This window comes from Actinomadura craniellae (assembly GCF_003289645.1).
Taxonomy (GTDB): domain Bacteria; phylum Actinomycetota; class Actinomycetes; order Streptosporangiales; family Streptosporangiaceae; genus Actinomadura_D; species Actinomadura_D craniellae.
In genome coordinates this window covers 341,764-354,466 of record NZ_QLYX01000001.1, presented here as the reverse complement: position 1 = coordinate 354,466, position 12,703 = coordinate 341,764, and the positions used below count along the sequence as shown (strand labels likewise).

15 protein-coding genes are annotated in these 12,703 nt (G+C 70.9%); 7 read left to right on the top strand and 8 right to left on the bottom strand.

From position 1 onward, the window contains the following. Nucleotides 1–29: 29 nt before the first annotated feature. A complete protein-coding gene (locus DPM19_RS01490) occupies nucleotides 30–1,823 on the bottom strand; it encodes an FAD-binding dehydrogenase (RefSeq protein WP_111862917.1) in 1,794 nt (597 codons plus the stop codon). Nucleotides 1,824–2,093: 270 nt separating this feature from the next. Here DPM19_RS01490 and DPM19_RS01485 point away from each other — a divergent pair, with 270 nt between their 5' ends. Together DPM19_RS01485 and DPM19_RS01480 are read left to right on the top strand one after the other, a co-directional pair. After that, nucleotides 2,094–2,762 carry a TetR/AcrR family transcriptional regulator gene (locus DPM19_RS01485; protein ID WP_111862916.1) on the top strand — a complete coding sequence of 223 codons (669 nt, stop codon included), beginning with the start codon at nucleotides 2,094–2,096 and terminating at the stop codon, nucleotides 2,760–2,762. A gap of 155 nt (nucleotides 2,763–2,917) precedes the next feature. Next, complete coding sequence (locus DPM19_RS01480) at nucleotides 2,918–3,385, top strand: peptidoglycan-binding domain-containing protein (protein ID WP_111862915.1); 468 nt, start codon at nucleotides 2,918–2,920, stop codon at nucleotides 3,383–3,385. Nucleotides 3,386–3,513: 128 nt separating this feature from the next. Here the strand turns inward: DPM19_RS01480 and DPM19_RS01475 are convergent, their stop codons facing one another. Then, nucleotides 3,514–3,900 (bottom strand): winged helix-turn-helix transcriptional regulator, encoded by a 387-nt coding sequence (locus tag DPM19_RS01475; protein WP_111862914.1) that lies wholly within the window; start codon nucleotides 3,898–3,900, stop codon nucleotides 3,514–3,516. A gap of 328 nt (nucleotides 3,901–4,228) precedes the next feature. Here DPM19_RS01475 and DPM19_RS01470 point away from each other — a divergent pair, with 328 nt between their 5' ends. Continuing rightward, nucleotides 4,229–5,185 carry an NADP-dependent oxidoreductase gene (locus tag DPM19_RS01470; RefSeq protein WP_111862913.1) on the top strand — a complete coding sequence of 319 codons (957 nt, stop codon included), beginning with the start codon at nucleotides 4,229–4,231 and terminating at the stop codon, nucleotides 5,183–5,185. A 33-nt stretch (nucleotides 5,186–5,218) separates the two neighbouring features. After that, nucleotides 5,219–5,983: an SDR family NAD(P)-dependent oxidoreductase gene (locus DPM19_RS01465; RefSeq protein WP_111862912.1), complete on the top strand. Its 765-nt coding sequence runs from the start codon at nucleotides 5,219–5,221 to the stop codon at nucleotides 5,981–5,983. Nucleotides 5,984–6,014: 31 nt separating this feature from the next. Here the strand turns inward: DPM19_RS01465 and DPM19_RS01460 are convergent, their stop codons facing one another. Then, nucleotides 6,015–6,587: a hypothetical protein gene (locus tag DPM19_RS01460; protein WP_146778718.1), complete on the bottom strand. Its 573-nt coding sequence runs from the start codon at nucleotides 6,585–6,587 to the stop codon at nucleotides 6,015–6,017. A 126-nt stretch (nucleotides 6,588–6,713) separates the two neighbouring features. After that, the gene (locus DPM19_RS01455) at nucleotides 6,714–7,619 is read right to left on the bottom strand and encodes an NmrA family NAD(P)-binding protein (RefSeq protein ID WP_111862910.1); all 906 of its coding nucleotides are present in this window, start codon (nucleotides 7,617–7,619) and stop codon (nucleotides 6,714–6,716) included. Between the two features lie 305 nt (nucleotides 7,620–7,924). On the opposite strand from DPM19_RS01455, the gene DPM19_RS01450 reads away from it, so the two are divergent. Both DPM19_RS01450 and cas6 read left to right on the top strand, forming a co-directional pair. Further along, complete coding sequence (locus DPM19_RS01450) at nucleotides 7,925–8,419, top strand: TFIIB-type zinc ribbon-containing protein (RefSeq protein WP_111862909.1); 495 nt, start codon at nucleotides 7,925–7,927, stop codon at nucleotides 8,417–8,419. Between the two features lie 95 nt (nucleotides 8,420–8,514). Beyond that, nucleotides 8,515–9,312, top strand: a complete 798-nt coding sequence (cas6, locus tag DPM19_RS01445) for a CRISPR system precrRNA processing endoribonuclease RAMP protein Cas6 (RefSeq protein WP_111862908.1) — start codon at nucleotides 8,515–8,517, stop codon at nucleotides 9,310–9,312. Between the two features lie 235 nt (nucleotides 9,313–9,547). Here cas6 and DPM19_RS01440 read toward each other — a convergent pair whose 3' ends face one another. Both DPM19_RS01440 and DPM19_RS01435 read right to left on the bottom strand, forming a co-directional pair. Beyond that, complete coding sequence (locus DPM19_RS01440; RefSeq protein ID WP_111862907.1) at nucleotides 9,548–9,757, bottom strand: DUF397 domain-containing protein; 210 nt, start codon at nucleotides 9,755–9,757, stop codon at nucleotides 9,548–9,550. An 18-nt stretch (nucleotides 9,758–9,775) separates the two neighbouring features. Next, nucleotides 9,776–10,642 (bottom strand): DUF5753 domain-containing protein, encoded by an 867-nt coding sequence (locus tag DPM19_RS01435; RefSeq protein ID WP_111862906.1) that lies wholly within the window; start codon nucleotides 10,640–10,642, stop codon nucleotides 9,776–9,778. A gap of 300 nt (nucleotides 10,643–10,942) precedes the next feature. Between DPM19_RS01435 and DPM19_RS35110 the strand changes: the two genes are divergently transcribed. Beyond that, the gene (locus DPM19_RS35110) at nucleotides 10,943–11,284 is read left to right on the top strand and encodes an ATP-binding protein (RefSeq protein WP_158566671.1); all 342 of its coding nucleotides are present in this window, start codon (nucleotides 10,943–10,945) and stop codon (nucleotides 11,282–11,284) included. Between the two features lie 54 nt (nucleotides 11,285–11,338). Here the strand turns inward: DPM19_RS35110 and DPM19_RS01425 are convergent, their stop codons facing one another. After that, nucleotides 11,339–12,400, bottom strand: coding sequence for a hypothetical protein (locus DPM19_RS01425; RefSeq protein ID WP_146778717.1), 1,062 nt, complete (start codon nucleotides 12,398–12,400; stop codon nucleotides 11,339–11,341). Nucleotides 12,401–12,410: 10 nt separating this feature from the next. Continuing rightward, nucleotides 12,411–12,542 carry a hypothetical protein gene (locus DPM19_RS36710; protein ID WP_267900859.1) on the bottom strand — a complete coding sequence of 44 codons (132 nt, stop codon included), beginning with the start codon at nucleotides 12,540–12,542 and terminating at the stop codon, nucleotides 12,411–12,413. Nucleotides 12,543–12,703 lie beyond the last annotated feature (161 nt).

Below are 12,703 nucleotides of genomic sequence, written 5' to 3'. Positions count from 1 at the left end.
CCCGCGGCGGGCGCCGCGGGAACCGCTGGTCAGGAGGCGGTGGCCGCCGCGGCGGCGCGGCCGGCCTGGCGGCCGGAGAACAGGCAGTTGCCCAGGAAGGTCCCCTCCAGGGCGCGGTAGCCGTGGATGCCGCCGCCCCCGAACCCGGCGACCTCCCCTGCCGCGTACAGGCCGGGGATCGGCCGGCCGGACGGGGCCAGGACGCGCCCCGAAAGGTCGGTCTGGAGGCCGCCGAGGGTCTTGCGGGTCAGGATGTTCAGGCGGACCGCGACGAGGGGGCGGGCCGAGGGGTCGAGGATCTTGTGCAGGCCGGCGGTGCGGCTGAGCCGGTCGCCCGGGTAGGCCAGGGCGTTGTTGATGCCCATGACCTGGAGGTCCTTGGTGTAGGGGTTGTCGGTCTCGCGGTCGCGGGCGTCGATCCGGTACTTGAGATCGGCGTGGTTGATGAGGTTGGTGCCGGTGAGCCGGTTCATGCCGGTGACGAGCTCGGGCAGGGTGTCGGCGACCACGAAGTCGACGCCGTTCTTCTTGAACTTCTCGACCGGTTCGGGGCTCTGCCAGATGCGGGACAGGGTGAGCGGGATGTCCTTGTTGGTCAGGTCGGGGTTCTGCTCCGAGCCCGACAGCGCGAACTCCTTGGCGAGGATCTTCTGGGTGGTGACGAACCAGGAGTAGTCGTAGCCGGTGTCCATGATCAGCTTGAGGGTGCCGAGGGTGTCGTAGCCGGGCAGGCCCGGGACGGGCAGGCGGCGGCCCTTCGCGTCCAGCCACAGGGACGACGGGCCGGGCAGGATGCGGATGCCGTGGTCCTTCCAGATCGGGGCGTAGTTCTGGATGCCCTCGGTGTAGTGCCACATCCGGTCGCGGTTGACCAGGCGGGCACCGGCGGCCTCGGTGATGCCGAGCATCCGGCCGTCCACGTACTCGGGCACACCGGTGATCATCCGCTTGGGCGGGGTGCCGAGCCGGGCGGGCCAGTTCCGCCGCACCAGGTCGTGGTCGCCGCCGATCCCGCCGGAGGTGACGATCACCACGGGTGCGGCCAGCTCGAACTCGCCGACCACGGTGCGGGAACTGCGCACCCCCCGCGCCGCACTGCTGGGCTCCAGGACCGAGCCGCGCACCCCGGTGACGGCGCCGTTGGTGAGTACCAGGCCGTCCACCCGGTGCCGGAACTTGAACGTCACCAGGCCCTTGGCGACCGCGGCGCGCACCTTCTTCTCGAACGGCTCCATCACCGCCGGTCCGGTGCCCCAGGTGACGTGGAACCGCGGCACGGAGTTGCCGTGCCCGTCGGCCAGGCCGCCGCCGCGCTCGGCCCAGCCGACCAGCGGGAACCAGCGCACGCCCAGCCCGTGCAGCCAGGACCGCTTCTCCCCCGACGCGAAGTCGACGTAGGCCTCCGCCCACTTGTAGGCCCAGTAGTCCTCGCCGGCCGGGTCGTTCACGCCCCGGTCGAACCCGGCCGTGCCGAGCCAGTCCTGCCAGGCCAGGTCCTTGGAGTCCTTGACGCCCATGAGCCGCTGCTCGTCGGAGTTCACCAGGAAGAGGCCACCGAACGACCAGAACGCCTGCCCGCCGAGGTTCGCCTCGTTCTCCTGGTCCACCAGCAGCACCGTCCGCCCGGCCGCGGCGAGCTCCGACGCCGCGACCAGGCCCGCCAGGCCCGCGCCGACCACGATCGCGTCCGCCGAGGTCGTCGGGGCGGCCGCGGCCGCCGGTCGCGCCGCCGACCCGACCAGCGCGCCCGCCGCCAGCATGCCGCCGGCGGCCGCCAGGGTGCGCCGGCGGGTGAACATGGCCGGGGACTGTTCCTGTTCCATCTCTCTCCTTCGGGGGGTGGGAGGCGGCGACGACCGCCGAGCGGCCGTGCTCGCCCGCGATGGTGGAAAGCCCGGGCCGGCCGGAGAGCGGGCTCGCCGGGCCGGCCTCGCGTCACGCCTGGAAGCGCCACGCGGGAACACTCAGAAAATCTGAACTTGTGAAAGTTCAGATTTTGGTTACCCGATGGTAGGAAAGAGTGACGCCCGCCACAAGACCCCGGAGCGAAGGAAAACGCACCGGCCCCGGCACCCCCGGATGGGAGAAGATTCATGTATCACCCGACGGAGGACACGGTGGCGGGCAGGATCACACCGGCCGAAGGCCGGTACGGGGGCAAGGAAGCGGCCCAGCGGCAGGCCGAACGGCGCGCCCGCTTCCTGGCGGCGGGCCTGGAACTGTTCGGCGCCGGACCCGGCTACCGGGGAACCCGGCTCGTGGACCTGTGCAAGGAGGCCGGCCTGTCCAGCCGCCAGTTCTACGAGGAGTTCCGCACCCTCGAAGACGTCCTGGCCACGCTGCACCTGTCCGTCAACGACACCGCCCAGCAAGCCGTCCTCGACGTCCTGCCACACATCCAGGACCTGCCGCTGACCGAGCGGATCACCCGCATGCTGCACGCCTACGTCAAAGGCGCCGCCTCCGACCACCGGCACGCCCGCATCGCCTACGTCGAGATCATCGGCGTCAGCCCCCGGATGGACCGCCAGCGCCTGGAACGCCGCTCCCGCTGGATCGACTTCCTCACCGCCACCACCGACGACGCCGTCGCCCGCGGCGAGATCCAGCCCGGCAACTACCGCATCGCCGCCGCCGCCTTCATCGGCGCCGTCAACGGCCTCATGCACGACTGGGTCGTCGGCTGGGTCGACGCCACCCTCGACGAGATCGCCGACGAACTCCTCCAGGTCCTCCTCGGCCGCTACAAGATCGCCACCTGAACGGCGGCGCCCGCGGAGAGGCGGACGACCGCGCTCCCCGTCCTGCCCGGCCGCGGCCGGATCCGGACAGCGCGCGCCACCGACGCGCGGCGCATTTTGTGTGAAACTGACACTAATGTTCGGGCGAACACCGGGACGACCCCTGAGGAGCCAGAATGAAATCGCGGCGGCCACTGAAGTCGGCGGCGGGCATGGGCGCTCTCGTCCTCACCACGGCCATGGCCGTGGTCATTCCCGCGCCGGCCGCGCACGCGGCCCCGGCCTGCAACACCGGCCAATGGAGATCCACCGGAATGTCGGACTGGAGATGGGTCTACTACCCGACCTACAACGGTTCGCTCAACTGCGAACTGCGGCAGGGGGCCCGCGGTTCCGCGGTGGTCGCACTGCAGGACGCCCTGCGCCGCTGCTACGACCAGCAGCAGGTCGCATGGCCCTTCGACGGCATCTTCGGCATCAACACGCTCAGCGCGCTGAAGAACGCGCAGACATGGGAGCGTGACGTCTTCGGCGAGCCGATAGCGGTGGACGGCGTGTACGGACCGAAGACCAACGCCGCCATGCTGTGGCCCTACCACTCGGGCCAGGGTGTCATCTACACCTACAAGTGCTTCGACCCCTGATGCCCTTACCCGGCCGCACGCTTTCCGCCGCCGGTGAAGACCCGTCGAAGCCGGGCGACCAAGCCCTCATGTGGGCCGCCGCCGCGGCCGGCCCGGCGAACCGTGGCCGCTCGAAGCGGCCGCTCGCGTCACCGCGGCGGGCGGCCGCGGTCGAAGGCCGTCCGCGAGTCCATGATGGCGGTGGCGTTGTCCTCCGCCCAGTGGGCCAGGTTCCGGACGACGTCGAGCAGGCTGAGCCCGCGCGGGGTGAGCGCGTAGTCGACCCGCGGGGGTTTGGTGTCGTGGACGGTCCGCGTCACCAGGCCGTCCCGTTCCAGCCCCTGGAGCGTCGCGCTGAGCATCCGCTGGGTGATGGGATGGCTCAGCCGGCGCAGTTCGTTGAACCGCCGGGTGGTGTCGCCCAACTGGCAGATGACGGCCACGGACCACTTGTCGCCGATCCGTTCGAGCACGTCGCGGATCAGGGCACGAGCCTCCTCGCGCGAGACGGCGGTGTCGGTGGTCGGATGCGCCATGGCTCGCAGTATACGAGAGGTACCAGGTACTGCCGGGCCCACCTAGTGCGGTGTCCAGCGACGTTTGCCGACCCCACCTTGCGGCTTGCCCCGGAGCGTGATCGTTGAGGATAGGTGGGGCTGGGCCCCACCTATCCTCAACGATCACGCTCCGGGCAGGGGTGGGCCCGGTGCACGTCGCTGGACACCGCACTAGGTGCGGTTCCCCGGGTGATACCAGCGCAGGTCAAAGTGCTCTCTTGCCGTTCCGGCCAGGTTCCCGAAGACTCGAAGTGAAGGTACGCATCATGTACCTGGTATCTAACAGGAACCGGAAGGAGTAGTGCTCATGCAAGCGGTCGGCCTGTACGAGTTCGGCGGCCCGGACGTGCTGCGGATCGTCGACCTGCCGGACCCGCACGCCGGGCCCGGCGAGGTCCGGGTGCGCGTGCACGCGGCCGCGGTGAACCCGGCGGACACGCTGATCCGGGCCGGCGTGCACGCCCGGGCGTTCGCCGGGATACCGGCCCCCTACGTGCCCGGAATGGACATCGCGGGCGTGGTCGACGAGATCAGCCCCGGGACGGAGACCGGCCTGTCCCCCGGCGATCCGGTGATGGCGATGGCCCACCCGATCGGCCCCGCCGCCGGTGGCTACGCCGAGTACCTCGTGCTGCCGGCCGGCCGGGTCGTCCGCGCACCGGCGGGGATCGACCACGCGGCCGCGGCGACGCTGCCGATGAACGGGCTCACCGCGCTGCTGGCCCTCGACCAGCTGGCCCTCGCCCCCGGCTCGGTCCTCGCCGTGATCGGGGCCGCCGGAACGCTCGGCGGCTACCTGGTGCAGCTCGCCGCGCACGCCGGGCTGACCGTCGTCGCCGACGCCGCGCCCGCCGACGAGGCCCTGGTCCGCCGTTCCGGCGCGGCCGACGTCGTGGCCAGGGGGCCCGACGTCGCCGAACGCCTCCGGGCCCGGTACCCCGAGGGCGTGGACGCGGTCGCCGACACGGCGCTGCTCGGGCCGCGGTTGCTCGACGCCGTGCGTGACGGCGGCGCGCTCGCCCTGTTCCGCAGCCCCGACGAACCCGGCGGCTACCGGACCGGCGGCCGCGGGATCACCGTCCGCACCCCGTTCGTCCCCGACTACGCGGACCGGACGGACAAGCTGGACGAGATCCGCCGGCTCGCCGAGGCGGGCGTGCTCGTCCCGCGGGTCGCCGCCGCCCTCCCCGCCGCACAGGCGGCCGAGGCGCACCGGCGGCTCGAGGCCGGCGGCCTCCGCGGCCGCCTCGTGCTCACCTTCTGACATCACCGATCTTCACCTGACGGGGGAACCCTCATGTCCGCACGATTCGTAGACAAAGTCATCCTGATCACCGGCGCCACCTCCGGAATGGGCCTGGCCACCGCCGAGCGGATCGCGGCCGAGGGCGGCAGGGTCGTCCTGGCCGCACGCGGCAAGGACGCCGGCGAGGCGCGGGCCGCCGCCATCCGCGCCGCCGGCGGCGAGGCCACCTTCGTCCCGGCCGACGTGACGGTGGAGGCCGAAGCCGCGGACCTGGTCCGGCAGGCCGTCGAACGGTACGGCCGGCTCGACGGCGCGTTCAACAACGTCGGCGCCGCCACCGCACCCGGCCCGGTGACCGCCGTCGACGGCGACGCCTGGCGCGCCGAACTGGCGCTCAACCTCGACAGCGTCTTCTACGGCCTCAAGTACCAGATCCCCGCGCTGCAGGCCGCCGGCGGCGGCTCGATCGTCAACAACGCCTCCAACGTCAGTGTCACCGGGATGGCCGGCCTGGCCGCCTACAGCGCCGCCAAGCACGGCGTCCTCGGCCTCACCCGCTCGGCGGCCCTCGAGACGGCCACCACCGGCGTCCGGATCAACGCCCTGGTCACCGGCGGCGTCGACACCCCCCTGCTGCGCGGCAACCTGGGCCCGGCACCGGACGAGGCCCTGCGCGCGACCGAAGCGATGCATCCCGTCGGACGGATCGGCCGGCCGGACGAGATCGCGGCCTTCGCCGCCTTCCTGCTGAGCGGCGAGGCCCCGTTCATCACCGGAGCCGCACTCGCGATCGACGGCGGGCTCACCGCCGCCTGACCGCGTACGGGAGCCGGCCCCGGCGAACGGGTCACTTCGCCGGGTCGTGCGGTCGAGAGTTGATCGCCGTTTCGAGACGATCGAGCTTGGCCAGGTTCCGCTGCGCCTGCACCCGGGTCCAGACCAGCAAGGTGACCATGAGCGCGGCACCGGCCCACCACCAGCCGACCCCCGTGTTCAGAGCGTTCCCCACATGAAGGAGCGCGATGGCGCCCAGGACGAGAGGGCCGGACACCGATGACCGGCGGTACTGCTCCCGCCTGCGCTTGATGAGGTCGAGCATCGGGCCGTCCAGATCCCGCTCCGCCGGGAGTTCACCGGTCCGGCCCGCCCGCGCCACCTCGACCGCATCGGCACGGCTCAGATCGCCGGTCACCGCCCGATCCCTGCCGCGCGCGATGCGCAGGAACGCCCCCATCACCAGGGCGAAGAAAAGCCCGCCGAGAACTCCGGCGACCAGCGCGTAGCCGGCATCGGCATCTGGAGTCAGCAGAAAATAGAACGCCCCGAAGAAGGACCCGAAAAGCAAAAAGAGCAAACCCGACCACGCCCACAGGGGCGCCGTTTCGGCTCGATCCCGCCAGCTCGCCCTCGCCGACCTCATGTCACGCCCCATAGTCGGATAAGGCTATAGCACACCAAAGGCCCCGTGAACGCGGAACTCCGCCGAAGTGCGCATCCCCGCGACGAGCGGAAACCAAAAGGAGTTCGCCCTGGTGGAGGGAGGAAATCAGCCCAGGTAGAAATCCCGGCGGGCGGCCACGAACTCCTCGATCGTCCCGGCGGGCACCCCCGTCACCCGCCGGACGTCGTCGGACACCCGGTCGTAGCGGTTCTCGCGGTGCAGCCGGGCCATGGTGGCGATGTGCTGCTCGACGTGCGGCGGCAGACCGGCCTGCGCGAGCACCTCGGCCCGCCACCGCTCCAGCGGCACGTCCACATAGGACACCGGACGCCCCAGCGCCCGCGAGAACTCCCCGGCCAACCGCGCCATGTCGACCGTGCGCGGCCCGGTCAGCTCGTACACATGCCCGACGTGCGGGGCCGGGTCGCGGAGCACGGTGGCGACCACCCGGGCCACATCGTTCACCGCGATCGGCGACGTGCGCCCGGCGCCGAACGGCAACGCGATCGTGCCGTCCTCCCGGATCGACCGCGCCGCCAGCGTGGTGAACAGCGGGTTGTCCAGGAACACCGTCGGCCGGACGTGCACCACCGGCAGGCCCGACCAGTCCAGCACCTGCTCCGCCAGCCAGTGCAGCCGCTGCTGGCGCGACTCCGCGGTACTGGTGGCGGTCATCTGCGACACCGTCATCTGCGACATGTCCACCAGCCCGGCCAGTTCCCCCCGCTCCCGCGCCACGGTGGCCACCACGGTCGCCGCCAGCAGATGGTCCGGCGACACGGGCATCGCGAAGTACATCCGCCCGACCCCCTCCAGCGCGGCCGCGACGCTCTCGGGCCGGGTCAGGTCACCGACCACCACCTCCGCCCCGAGCGCACGCACCCCGGCCGCACGCTCATCATCGCGGCGGACCATCACCCGCACCGGCACGCCCTGCGCCCGCAGCAGGCCAAGGATCGCGCGGCCCACGTCACCAGGCCCCGGGATGAGCACGAGTTCGCTGGCAGCCACCGGCCGACCTCCTCCCACGCACCCGAGGCGTGACCGCAGCGCGGGCGCGAACACCCCCTTCCCCTCGGCGACCCGCGGTCACCTCACCTCAGGCGGCCGCAACGCGGGAGCCCCCGGCGGCCAGCGCCATCATGCTCGGACCGAAGGCCATGAGAAGGGCGTGGCAACTCAACGCCACACCACGATCGGCATGGGCTGCGCGCCGCCCTCTCATCGCTGAATGGCTCTACGGGCTCGTACGAAAGACCATTCGGCCACGTGTAAAAGCGCGCGCATCGGGACAGAGATGTCGGCACAATGGCGGTATGAATGCTCAATCGCCGACGCAGGAGCGGTTTACCGACCCCGCCGTGTCGCTGTACGCCTTGGCGGCGGACCCCATCCATGTGGTCTGCCCGGCCTGCGCGGGCCACGCGGAAGTGGTGCCCTGGTTGGACGGGGAACCGCCGCACCCTTACTCGGCTCACTGGCCTCGACGGCTGGTGTGCCGCGCCTGCGGCCATGCCAGGAACTGGCGCGAAACCAAGAAGGCGTCCTCGTGCTGGGGCGGCGAGGTCGATCCGTACTTCCGGCAACCGCTGTGGCTGTGCGCGGATTGCTGCGGAGGGCACACCCTGTGGGCGTTCAACGAACGCCACCTGGACATCCTGGAGAACTACGTCAGTGCCCGGCTCCGCGAACGCGGCGAATACGTCGGGATGACCATGCTGGCCCGGCTGCCGGCGTGGCTGAAGTCGGCTAAGCACCGCACCGAGATCCTGCGGACCATCGGCCGGCTGCGCGCATCCCTCCCACGGTGACACCGAGCCAAGCATCCTGAAACAGGCCGGACCAACACCCCCAGCCGCTCACCAAGGTCCGATGACGGCTCCTGGAAGCGGAGGCCACAACCCCCATGCCCGCCCGCATCACCATCCACCTCGCCCCGGCCGGACCACGCCCGCCGGTGCCGCCGCCGCACACCGGCCCGGCGGTCAACGCCGCGTTCCTGGCCGCGCTGCGCGGCGCGGGCGAGGCCGACCTGTCCGCTGCGCTGCACGAGACGAAGCCGCCCAAGCCGTACGCGCTCACCCCGCTGGTGGACGAGCGGAACCGGCTCGCCGGCTCCTCCAGCGAGCGGGTGCGGTTCGAAGTAGGCGTGCTGGCCGATCCGCTCACCGGCCCCGTCCTGCAGGCGCTGGCGGCCACCCCCCAGATGCGCGTGGCCCGCTGCCTGTACGAGGTCGCGGCCGTGGAACTGGCCGGGGCCGAAACGTACCCGGACCTGCTGGCCGCCGCCCGGCCCGCCAACCGCTGGCACCTGGACGTCCGCACCCCGGTGGCGTTCTTCACCGCCCGCGAGGAGGGGGTCCGCCGCGCCCGCCCGTTCCCGGAGCCCGAGTGGGTGCTGGCCGACCTGTACCGGCGGTGGAGCGCCTTCGGCGTCCCGCTGGAGGAGGCGGTGACCGAGCTCATCTCGGGCAACGTGGAGGTCGCCGACCACCGGCTGACCATGGCCGAGCACCTGCTCAAGGCCGGCGCCCCGCCAGGCCGCGGCAGCGTCGGCACCGTCACCTACCGCGTCGCCGACACCCGCCGCACCACCCCGCAGGCCAGAGCGGCGCTGGACGCGCTCGTCCGCTTCGCCGCCTACGCCGGGATCGGCGACCGCACCACGATCGGCATGGGCTACGCCCTGCCCACGGCCCGGTGAGCGACCCGGCTGACCGCCTTACCCGTGGATGTGCAAGGGCAGGCGCCAACCCCCGTCGAGAGATCGGCGTGCAGCCTTCTGCCAAGTGATACGAGGCACCGCTCATAAAATCCCGATGCCCGGCTTGGCGGTTCGTCCTTAACGCCGTCCATATCGAGGTGAACGAGAGGCATCGCCACACCGAACCGGTTACTCCTACCAGGTGGTGAACACAAGGACGGAGCCCTTCTGGCGGTCAGCGTTCACTGTCCAGCGTGCCCGTTTTCACGGCAGCGAGGAAAGCATTCCACTCGTCGGCGAGGACGGCGATGTGAGGGCCACCGGGGTTCTTGCTGTCACGGATCGCAACCACTCCCATGGCTGAGGCGACCTGGACGCATTCCCCTTGCCCATTGCTGTGACTGCTCTTACGCCAAACGGCACGGGACAGATCGTGGGTGGCCATCCCGCACTCCTTCCATGGTCACGACATGTTCTCGACCAACTTCGCGATCAGCAGCGCGGAGTCCCGATCTGAGAGCGCCGCCGACTTGATGTGGTCGAATGCCACCGTATACCGGAAAATATGCGGATCGTCCTCCAGATAGGCGCTGCTCGTCAGGTCTTCGAGATACACAAGGTCGGGGTCACCTGGCTCGGGGAACTGAAGGACGACGAACGAGGTGCCGACGGATGCATGAGCGCCTACCGAGAACGGGAGCACCTGGATGGTGATGTTCGGGCGTTCTCCGACTTCGAGGAGATGCCGGAGCTGGTCCGCCATCACCCCAGAGCCTCCGACCTGGCGATGGAGAATGGACTCGTCCAGGATCGCCCAGAGCCGGAGCGGCTTGGTTCCGGAGAGCCTGGATTGCCGCTTCATTCTCGCGGCGACCGTGCTCTCGATTTCTTCGGCGGGCAGGGACGGCCGGACGGCTGCTGAGATCACGGTGGCGTAGTCGCGGGTCTGGAGCAGGCCAGGGATGATCTGGTTCTGGTAGACGTGCAGTTCCTCGGCGTCGGCCTCGAAGCCGACGAAGGACTCGAACCAGTCCGGGATGGCGTTGCCGTAGTCGTGCCACCAGCCCTTGACCCGGGCGTCGCGGGCGAGCCTCAGCAACGTGTCGAACTGCTGCTGATGATCGGGGGTGGCGAGGCCGAACAGATGGAGCATGGCTCGCACGTCCGCCGGGCGGACGGCGATCGCGCCGCGCTCGATCTTCTCCTGTTTCGACAGGGACCAGTCGAGCTCGCGGGCCACGTCCTCCTGGCGCAGCCCGCGTTCCTCGCGCAAGCGGCGGAGTTCCTGGATGAGCTTGCGGTGGCGGGCCGTCGGCGCGCGGCGCGGCATAGGTTCTCCCGATTTATGGCGATTTGAGAACTACTTATTGTGATCGATAACTACTTTGCGGGCCGCATCTATTGCGGGCCGCACTAGCAGTGCTACAGAATCTGCGTCATGTTCCGTTCCGGGTCACATACGGAGCGTAGTCCGGGTCGGCCGGCCGACGTGGCCGTTCGCCGAGATCGACCGAGCGCGAGAAATCCCAGGAGAGGGTGGTTCCGAGTGGCGCATTCCGCAAGCGACGGCCGGGAGTTGGTACGGATCGTGCTACCCCGATCGGATATCGGGCCACGGGTCGTGCGGGAGATGGTGACTTCGGCCGCGCGCACCTACGGCTTGGCGGAGATCCTCGAAGCCGTCCGGCTCGCCACCAGCGAGGTCGCGACCAACGCCGTGGTGCACGGCGGGAACGGCGACGTCACGATCGTGCTGGCCCGCTGGGGCGACCTGTTCGAGGTCGCCGTGCACGACACCGCCCCCGAAGCGCTCCCCGTGTTCAAAGCGGCCCGCGACACCGACGTCTCCGGCCGCGGAATGCACCTGCTCGAAGCGGTCACCGACGCCTGCGGCGTCACGACCTCCGCCGCCACCAAAGCCGTCTGGTTCCACCTCAAGACCACCTGGCCGACGGACTCGCCCACTACATGAACGGGCCCGCCGCGCACCTCAAGGATGCTCGCCGAAGGCGATCGGCCGGCCCGGCTAGGGTTCGGTGGTGTAGCGGGTGTAGGTGCCGGGGGTGCCCGGGGTGTAGCGCATCGGGAGCCAGCCGGTGTCGTGGAGGTAGCGGCCCAGGGCGACGGAGATCACCGCCGGGCCCTTGAGGTAGAGCAGGCCGGGGGCGGCGGGGAGTTTCCTGGCCACGGCGATGATCGCCGCGACGGTCGACTCGTACTCCTTGGTGGAGGGACCGAGGGCGCGGGTGGGCGCCCCGGAGCGTCCGGGCAGGGCGGCGACCACGACGGCGGTGGCGTTCTCGGTGCGGGCCGAGGCCAGGACGGGGCCGATGAAGCTGGCGTCGTCGACCGGGGCGTTGAGGTTGACCGCCAGGCACACCGGGCCCTCGGCGGGCGAGTCGAGTTCGGTGCCGAACACCTCGACGGACATGGTCTCGGGGCCGGTGAGGTCGCCGTCCTCCTCCCGTCGGTACAGGGCCAGGTCCAGGTCGCGCGGCCGGCCGTGCGGCGAGGGCCCGAGCCGGACCGCCCGCAGGTGGGACGCTCCCCCGCCGTCGCGGATGTCGGTGTACAGGTCCACGCCCCGGCCCGCGACGTTCAGCCACCGGCCGACGTGGAATCCCACGTGCTGCCGCCCCTGGAACAGCAGCCCGACCGACGCGGCCTGCGGCTCGACCTGGGACAGGGTGCGCATCCCGGACCGCAGCAGCTTGCGCAGGTTCGGCAGGTCCTCGGCGCTCTCGACCGGCAGTTGCACGGTGCTCTGCACGGCGAACACCCCCGCGCCGAACCGGCCGAACGACTCGGCCTCGTCCAGGTACCGGTCGGCGTCCCCCGCCCCGTCGGTGGCCGACAGCGCCAGCCCCACCCCGACCCGGACGGTCGCCAGCAGCCATCCCCCGCACCCCGACAGGACGGCCCCGCCGGCCAGGAACCCGGCCAGGTACGCCCACCGCGGTGAACCGCCCTTCACGAACGCGTCAATGGCGAGCCCCACGGCCCCCGCGAAAACAGCGGTCCCCAACGAGACCAGCACCGTCCCCACCAGTTGCCGTACCCGACGCCGCCGCGCGGCCGAAAAAGCCATGAACACGAACCTAGAGGCTCAACGACCTCACCCGCGACAAACCGGCCCACAGCGCCACCAGGCACACCCACGAGACCAGCCCCGAAGGACAGCACCCCACCAGGTGCAGGCGCAGGTGATCGTTGAGGGTGGGTGGGGTCATGGCACCACCCACCCTCAACGATCATGCTGGCAAGGTCGGCGTCAGCGGTACCGCAGGGAACTTTGACCCCACTTCGAGACAGGCCCCTGGAGAGCGACCAGACCGCGGCAGGCCGTCCGGCCTGTGGTCAGGGCGGGCACCGGTGGCGGGTGGCGGGTGGC

Bases quoted from the DNA above. Each gene is read 5' to 3' on its own strand.
- DPM19_RS01450 (WP_111862909.1), top strand. From the start codon at position 7,925: ATGAATGCTCAATCGCCGACGCAGGAGCGGTTTACCGACCCCGCCGTG.
- DPM19_RS01470 (WP_111862913.1), top strand. From the start codon at position 4,229: ATGCAAGCGGTCGGCCTGTACGAGTTCGGCGGCCCGGACGTGCTGCGG.
- DPM19_RS01425 (WP_146778717.1), bottom strand. From the start codon at position 12,400: ATGGCTTTTTCGGCCGCGCGGCGGCGTCGGGTACGGCAACTGGTGGGG.
- cas6 (WP_111862908.1), top strand. From the start codon at position 8,515: ATGCCCGCCCGCATCACCATCCACCTCGCCCCGGCCGGACCACGCCCG.
- DPM19_RS35110 (WP_158566671.1), top strand. From the start codon at position 10,943: ATGGTGACTTCGGCCGCGCGCACCTACGGCTTGGCGGAGATCCTCGAA.
- DPM19_RS01490 (WP_111862917.1), bottom strand. From the start codon at position 1,823: ATGGAACAGGAACAGTCCCCGGCCATGTTCACCCGCCGGCGCACCCTG.
- DPM19_RS01435 (WP_111862906.1), bottom strand. From the start codon at position 10,642: ATGCCGCGCCGCGCGCCGACGGCCCGCCACCGCAAGCTCATCCAGGAA.
- DPM19_RS01475 (WP_111862914.1), bottom strand. From the start codon at position 3,900: ATGGCGCATCCGACCACCGACACCGCCGTCTCGCGCGAGGAGGCTCGT.
- DPM19_RS01460 (WP_146778718.1), bottom strand. From the start codon at position 6,587: ATGAGGTCGGCGAGGGCGAGCTGGCGGGATCGAGCCGAAACGGCGCCC.
- DPM19_RS36710 (WP_267900859.1), bottom strand. From the start codon at position 12,542: ATGACCCCACCCACCCTCAACGATCACCTGCGCCTGCACCTGGTGGGG.
- DPM19_RS01480 (WP_111862915.1), top strand. From the start codon at position 2,918: ATGAAATCGCGGCGGCCACTGAAGTCGGCGGCGGGCATGGGCGCTCTC.
- DPM19_RS01440 (WP_111862907.1), bottom strand. From the start codon at position 9,757: ATGGCCACCCACGATCTGTCCCGTGCCGTTTGGCGTAAGAGCAGTCAC.
- DPM19_RS01465 (WP_111862912.1), top strand. From the start codon at position 5,219: ATGTCCGCACGATTCGTAGACAAAGTCATCCTGATCACCGGCGCCACC.
- DPM19_RS01485 (WP_111862916.1), top strand. From the start codon at position 2,094: ATGTATCACCCGACGGAGGACACGGTGGCGGGCAGGATCACACCGGCC.